Consider the following 346-nt stretch of genomic DNA (forward strand, 5'->3'; position numbering starts at 1 on the left):
ACGGCGTCGATCTCGGCTTCCAGGCCCGCGACCACCACGGCCCCAGGGCCGTTCACCACCGCAACGTCCACATCCGGGAACGCCGCCAGCACCTCCGCCACGGACGCACCCCCCGCGTGGAGCGCCCGACCCGCAGGCAGGGCCTGGGCCTCGATCGGGTCGCCGAGCGTGGTGCCGGTGCAGTGCGCCTCGACCGCGTCGACGTCCTGCGGGTTCAACCCCGCCTGCGCCAACGCGGCCCGGATCACCCGCTGCTGCGACGCACCGTTCGCCGCCGTAAGACAGATCGACGCACCGTACTGGTTCACCGCCGTCCCCCGCACCACCGCCCGCACCCGACGACCCG

At 74.3% G+C, this 346-nt stretch carries 1 protein-coding gene; it reads right to left on the reverse strand.

Features of this window, described 5'->3' with window-relative positions:
• Positions 1–346: hypothetical protein (locus tag PUR56_RS00395; protein ID WP_329947360.1), on the reverse strand; the 346-nt coding region annotated here is incomplete at both ends.

The organism is Streptomyces sp. BE303 (assembly GCF_036290945.1).
In the GTDB taxonomy this organism is placed as follows: Bacteria; Actinomycetota; Actinomycetes; order Streptomycetales; family Streptomycetaceae; genus Kitasatospora.